General features: G+C 73.9%; 7 protein-coding genes. All 7 read right to left on the reverse strand.

The features are described 5' to 3' along the window. A partial coding sequence (pheT, locus tag PYV61_RS19210; protein WP_275834616.1) for a phenylalanine--tRNA ligase subunit beta occupies positions 1-2,131 on the reverse strand: 2,131 nt, incomplete at its 3' end. Further along, positions 2,128-3,141, reverse strand: coding sequence for a phenylalanine--tRNA ligase subunit alpha (gene pheS / locus PYV61_RS19215; protein WP_345785265.1), 1,014 nt, complete (start codon positions 3,139-3,141; stop codon positions 2,128-2,130). The genes pheT and pheS, both read right to left, overlap by 4 nt. Before the next feature lie 130 nt (positions 3,142-3,271). Further along, positions 3,272-3,646, reverse strand: coding sequence for a 50S ribosomal protein L20 (gene rplT, locus PYV61_RS19220; RefSeq protein WP_275834620.1), 375 nt, complete (start codon positions 3,644-3,646; stop codon positions 3,272-3,274). Positions 3,647-3,663: 17 nt separating this feature from the next. Then, the gene (gene rpmI, locus PYV61_RS19225) at positions 3,664-3,864 is read right to left on the reverse strand and encodes a 50S ribosomal protein L35 (RefSeq protein ID WP_275834622.1); all 201 of its coding nucleotides are present in this window, start codon (positions 3,862-3,864) and stop codon (positions 3,664-3,666) included. Positions 3,865-3,883: 19 nt separating this feature from the next. After that, positions 3,884-4,402 (reverse strand): translation initiation factor IF-3, encoded by a 519-nt coding sequence (gene infC, locus PYV61_RS19230; RefSeq protein ID WP_275834629.1) that lies wholly within the window; start codon positions 4,400-4,402, stop codon positions 3,884-3,886. 209 nt (positions 4,403-4,611) lie between these two features. Beyond that, positions 4,612-5,520, reverse strand: a complete 909-nt coding sequence (locus tag PYV61_RS19235; protein WP_275834624.1) for an MBL fold metallo-hydrolase — start codon at positions 5,518-5,520, stop codon at positions 4,612-4,614. A gap of 13 nt (positions 5,521-5,533) precedes the next feature. Continuing rightward, positions 5,534-6,314 (reverse strand): 3'-5' exonuclease (locus PYV61_RS19240; RefSeq protein WP_275834627.1); only part of this gene is annotated, 781 nt, incomplete at its 5' end.

Here is a 6,314-nt window from a genome sequence, read left to right on the forward strand (position 1 = left end):
GAGGGCGCGCCGGCGCGGCCGGCCGCGACGGCGCGCCCTCGGCGCGGCGACCGGCCGGGGCCACGGGCGTCGCGTCCACCGGCGACAGCGACAGCTCGACGCCGAACGCCGGCGACGCCCAGGGCGGCGCGTCGAGCGTGAGCTGACGCACCTCGCCGACCACGTCGTCGCCGACGCGCACCTCCCAGAGGCGCCCCGACTCGTCGGGCGCCGGGACGAGCGCCACCGCGCCCCCCGGGAACGCGGCCGCGGCGGCCGACTCGGCGATCGCCTTCGCGTCCCACGCGTCGAACGCGGGCGGCTTGGGCTCGGTGAAGTGCGGCGGCCGGCGGTCGCCCATCACCAGCGCCGCGACGTGCCACCGCTCCACCGGAAGGCCGTGGGCGCCGGGCGCGAACACGCCCCCCGCCTCGAACAGCCGCACGTTCCCCTGCATGCGCGACAGGTTGTACTCGGCGCGCTGCGCGAGCGACTCCAGCACGCGCGTGCGCAGGTGCGGCTCGTCGTCCGCCAGCGGGTTGCCGACGCGCACGTGCGTCGCGTCGTCGCCGCGCACGAAGGGCAGCGGCTTGGTCTCCAGCAGCCCGGCGGCGACCAGCGCGTCGCGCACGCGGCGCGTCGTCAGGTGCTGCGGGTCGTCGGGGACGGCGCCGGCGCGGAACGGGCGCAGCTCGTCGGGGAGCGCGTCGAAGCCGACGAGGCGCGCGACGTCCTCGATCAGATCGACCTCGCGCGTCACGTCCTGCCGCCACGTCGGCGGCTGCACCGTCCACCCGCCGTCCTCGCGCGTCAGCACGAAGCCGATGGCGCCGAGCAGCCGCTCGACGTCCGCGTCGGCCACGGGGGCGCCGAGCAGGCGCGCGATGCGCGCCGCGCGCAGTCGCACGGGAGCGGGCGGCGGCGGCGCGTCGCCGACGTCGAGCACCGCCTCCACGCGCCCGCCCGCGACGGCGGCGATGAGCGCCGCCGCCTGCAGCAGCCGCTCCAGCGTCGCCGCGCGGTCGATGCCGCGCTCGAAGCGGTACGACGCGTCGGTCGACAGCCCGGCGCGGCGGCGCCCCGTGCGGATCACGCGCGGGTCGAAGTTGGCCGCCTCCAGCAGCACGTCGCGCGTGCGCCCGGTGACTTCCGACTCGTGTCCGCCCATCACGCCGCCGATCCCCTGCGCGCGCTCGGCGTCGGCGATCACGAGCGTCGCGTCGTCGAGCGTGCGCGCCTGGCCGTCGAGCGTCGTCAGCGCCTCGCCCGCGCGCGCGCGCCGCGCGACCAGCGTCGCGCCGGCCAGCGTCGCGAGGTCGTACGCGTGCGCCGGCTGCCCGAGGCCGTGCAGCAGGTAGTTCGTCACGTCGACGACGTTGTTGATGCTGCGCGCGCCGATGCCGGCCAGGCGCTGCACCAGCCACTCCGGGCTCGGCCCCACGGTCACGCCGCGGATCACCGCCGCCGTGAACCGCGGGCACCCGTCCGCGTCGTCGATGCGTATCGTGACGCCCCCCGCCGACGCCTCGCGCGCGCCGCGCACGGCGGCCGGCACGGCGGGCAGGTCGCGCAGCTCGGGCGGCAGCTGCAGCGGCGCGCCCGTGAGCGCCGCCGCCTCGCGCGCCACGCCGAGCTGCGACAGCAGGTCCGGGCGGTTGGCGAGCACGTCGAGCTCCAGGCGCACGTCGCCCGTCGGCAGCACGTCGAGGATCGCGGTCCCCGGCGCCGCCTCGGTGTCGAGGCGCAGGATGCCGTCGGCGTCGGCGCCCAGCCCCAGCTCGGCCGCCGAGCAGAGCATCCCCGCCGAGGTGAAGCCGCGGATCTTGCGACGCTCGATCACCATCCCGCCCTTGCCCGGGACGACCGTGCCGACGCGTGCCAGCGGGTACTTGGCGCCCAGCTCCACGTTCGGCGCGCCGCACACCACCTCCAGCAGCGTCCCCGAGCCGTCGTCGACGCGGTTGAACGACAGGCGCGTCTCCGGGATCCGCTCCGTGTGCACCACCTGCCCGACGACGAACGGCGCGAGGTCCGCGCGCAGCGCGGTCGTCCCCTCGAGCGTCGCGACGTGCGTGCTCAGGAGGCGGCCGATCTCGGCCGCCGTCCGCCCGTGCGGGACGAAGGCGCGGAGCCACTCGTGCGAGACGTTCATGCGCCGCGCCCGCCCGGGGTGGTGAACTGCTCGAGGAACCGCACGTCGGAGTCGTAGAAGCTGCGGATGTCGGGGACGCCGTGGCGCTGCTGCGCGATGCGCGCGGGCCCCATGCCGAAGGCCCACCCGGTGTAGCGCTCGCTGTCGAGCCCCGCGGCCTCGATCACTGCCGGGTGCACCATGCCGGAGCCGAGGATCTCGGACCAGCCGGACTGCTTGCAGGTCGCGCACCCGGAGCCGCCGCACACCTGGCACTGCACGTCCATCTCCGCCGACGGCTCGGTGAACGGGAAGTAGCTCGGGCGGAAGCGCGTCTTCGTGTTGCCGAAGAAGCGCCTGGCGAATTCCGCCAGCGTGGACTTCAGGTCCACGAAGCTGATCCCCTCGTCGACGGCGAGCCCCTCGAGCTGCGCGAACGCCGGCGCGTGCGACGCGTCGAAGAAGTCGCGGCGGTACACCATCCCCGGGATCACGACGCGCACCGGCGGCGCGTGGCGCTGCAGCGTGCGCACCTGCACCGGCGACGTGTGCGTGCGCAGCAGCATCGCCTCCCCGTCGGGCTTTCCGTCCTGCCCGGCCAGGTAGAGCGTGTCGTGCACGTCCATCGCCGGGTGGTCGGACGGGAAGTTCAGCGCCTGGAAGTTGTACCACTCCAGCTCCGCCTCCGGCCCCTGCGCGATCGTGAACCCGAGCTCGCGGAAGATCGCGCAGATCTCGTCGATCACCGCCGTGACCGGGTGCACCGCGCCGCGCCACTGGCGGCGGGCGGGCATCGTGAGGTCGAGCGCGGGGCCGCGGCGCGACGCGGCGGCCTGGCGCGCGGCGAAGGCGTCGAGCGCCTCCTGGATCCCGGTCTTGAGGCGGTTGAACGCGACGCCGGCGTCGCGGCGGTCCTCCGCCGCGAGGTGGCGCAGCGCGCCCTGCAGCTCGCCGAGGCGCGCGTCCTTCAGGGCGTTGAGCTTCCCCTTGGCGTCGTCGACGCGCGTGGCGGGGTCGAGCCCGTCCAGCAGCGCGCGCGCGTCGTGCTCGAGCTGCGCGGCCTGGGCGAGGTAGTCGGAGAGGAGCACGGGGGCGCGAAAAGGGAGCGGGGGTGCGCCCGTAAGGTCGCACCCCCGCTCCCGTCTTTCAACGGAACCGCGTTCAGGCCGCCGACTTCTCGCGCTCGAGCGCGTTGCGCACCTGGTCGGCGATCGCGCCGAACGCCTGCGGGTCGCGCACGGCGATGTCGGCGAGGATCTTCCGGTCGATCTCGAGGCCGGCCTTCTTGAGGCCGTCGATGAAGACCGAGTAGCTCATCCCGTGCTGGTGGGCGGCCGCGTTGATGCGGACGATCCACAGGCGACGGAAGTCGCGCTTCTTGTTCTTGCGGTCGCGGTAGGCGTAGCGCCAGCCGCGCTCCACGGTCTCCTTCGCGGCCTTCCAGAGCTTGGACCGGCCGCCGTAGGCGCCCTTGGCCGCCTTGAGGACCTGCTTCTTCCGCTTGAGACGCGGGACGTTCGAGACTGCGCGAGGCATGGGTCAGGTTCCTCCGGTCAGGACGCCAGCAGGAGGCGCTTGAGGTTCTTCGCCTCGCCGTTGGTCGCGACCGTGGTCGCGCGGCGCAGGTTCCGCTTCCGCTTGGCGGACTTCTTCGTGAGGATGTGGCTCTTGTACGCCTTGAGGCGGCGGACCTTGCCCGTCCCGGTCACCGAGAAGCGCTTCTTGGCGCCCCGGTGGCTCTTCATCTTCGGCATGCGTGCACCCGCTCCGAAATCACTTCGGGGTGAGAATCATGGTCATGGCCTTCCCCTCGAGACGCGCGTCGGACTCGATCTTCGAGATGTCGGCGAGCTCGGTGGCGACCCGCGTCACGACCGCGCGCCCCAGTTCGGGGTGCGTGATCTGCCGGCCGCGGAACATCAGGGTGACCTTGACCTTGTTGCCTTCCTCGAGGAACCGGCGGGCGTGCCGCGTCTTGGTCTCGAAGTCGTGCTCGTCGATCCCCGGCCGGAACTTCACTTCCTTCAGCTGGATGACGTGCTGCTTCTTCTTCGCGACGCGGGCCTGCTTCGCCTGCTCGAACTTGAACTTCCCGTAGTCCATGATGCGGGCCACGGGAGGACGGGCCATGGGCGCGACCTCGACCAGGTCGAGCCCCTGCTCCTCGGCGATGGCCAAGGCCCGGTCGACCTCGAGAATGCCGAGCTGGCTACCGTCAGCGGCGATGACGCGGATCGGGCTGATGCGAATCTGCCGGTTCACGCGTACGCGCTGCTTCGTCGAGTCCTGAATGGTCGAGCTCCTCGGGAGGGGGGAACGTGAAAACGCGGCCTCCGGAGTAGGAGTCCGCGCGACACACGCACCCGCCCCGGGCGCGATGCGCCCACGGCGGGATGCCGATCTCGGAGACTCCTGCAGCACCTGACCGCCAGGGCGGTGCGAGGGCCAGAGGGTGGGGGCGCCCGACGGACACCCCGCTTCGCGTATTGTGACCCTACAAGCTACCCGGCCCTGCTGGCGGCGTCAACCAGCGCGAACGACTTGCCGTCGTGCGCCACCCGCCCGACCCCCACGGCCAGGTCGTGCTCGAACATCAGGAGCCACCCCTCGTCGGCCGCCCGCCGCAGCACCCGCCGCTTGCTCTCCAGCGTCGCCAGCGGCTCCACGTCGTAGCCCATGATCCACGGCAGCGGCAGGTGCGCCGCCGTCGGGCACACGTCGCCGAGGAAGCAGAGGGTCTCCCCGCCGTCCTCCACCACCACGCTCTGGTGGAAGGGGGTGTGGCCGGGAGTGGCCAGCGTGCGCACCCCGGGAACGATCTCCCCCTCCCCCACCACCTCGTCGACCAGCCCCGCCTCCATGAGCGGGACGAAGTTGTGCGCGAGGTAGCTGGCCGCGGTCCGCTCGTTGGTGTTGGTGGCGTAGTGGTACTCGCCCCGCGGCCAGACGTAGCGCGCGTTCGGGAAGGTCGGGCGCACCGTGCCGCTGGCGTCCTGCCAGGTGTTGCCGCCGGCGTGGTCGAAGTGCAGGTGCGTGTTGATCACCAGCCGGACGTCGGTCGGCGCGATCCCGACCGCCCGCAGCCCGTCCTCCAGCCGCGTCCGCCCCTCGGTGCCCGCGTTGTCGAGCGCGTAGAGGTCGGCAAACCGCGCGTTCTCCTTGTTGCCGAGCCCCGTGTCGACGACGATCGGGCCGACCGCGTGCTCGATCACCAGGCAGCGCATCCCGAGCCCGATCCGGTTGCGGTCGTCGGCGGGGATGCGGCGCTCCCAGAGCGGCTTGGGGACGACGCCGAACATCGCGCCGCCGTCGAGGCGGATGCCGCCGGCCTGCACGGCGTGCACGGTGAGGCGCCCGACCCGGAACGTCTCGACGGACGGGGGGGGCGGCGGGACGGCGGGAGCGGTCATCCGGTGGGCGGGGTCAGGCGGTGGTGTCCTTGTCGACGGCGCCGGGGAGGGCGCTGCGGCGTCGACGCCGCGCCGCCCCGGTCCCGCCGCTCAGCCAGCGATCCAGCTCCCCCCACGTCCGCACCCCGCGGTCGGCGGCGTCGTGGAGCAGGCGCACGAGGCAGTGCGCGGTGGCGACGGCGTCGCCGGCCGCCGAGTGGCGCCAGGGGCGCGCGGTGCCGTGCCGCCCCTCGAAGTAGCGCTGCGCGAAGGCGTCGGCGCCATACCAGTCGGCGACGTAGCCGAGCGACCGGCTGCGCAGCTGCGGCAGCAGCTTGCGGGCGAGGCGCACGGTGCAGAGCCGCCGGCCCTCGAGCCCGGCCCCCGACGCGCGCTCGACCTCCGCCGACACGAAGCGCCAGTCGAAGGTCACGTTGTGGGCGACGAAGACGTGGCCGGCCAGCGCGCCGACGACGTCCTGCACCACGTCGCGGAACGGCGGCTTCCCCCGCACCATCTCCGCCGTGATCCCCGTCAGCCGGACGATCTGCGGCGGGATCACCCGCTCCGGGTTCACCAGCGTCTCGTAGACGTCGCGCACCTCGCCGCCCGCCACGACGACGGCGGCGATCTCGGTGATGCGGTGCCCCGCGAGCGGGCTGCCGCCGGTGGTCTCGACGTCGACCACCACGTACGAGAGGTCGAGCAGCGCCTCGTCGTCGCCGGGCAGCGCGGGGCGCGGCACCTCGCCGGCGGCGGGCCGACGGGCGGGCCGCCGCTCGGCGCGCGTGGCGTGCGCGGTTGGGACGGCGCCG

Source organism: Roseisolibacter sp. H3M3-2 (assembly GCF_029211165.1).
GTDB lineage: Bacteria > Gemmatimonadota > Gemmatimonadetes > Gemmatimonadales > Gemmatimonadaceae > Roseisolibacter.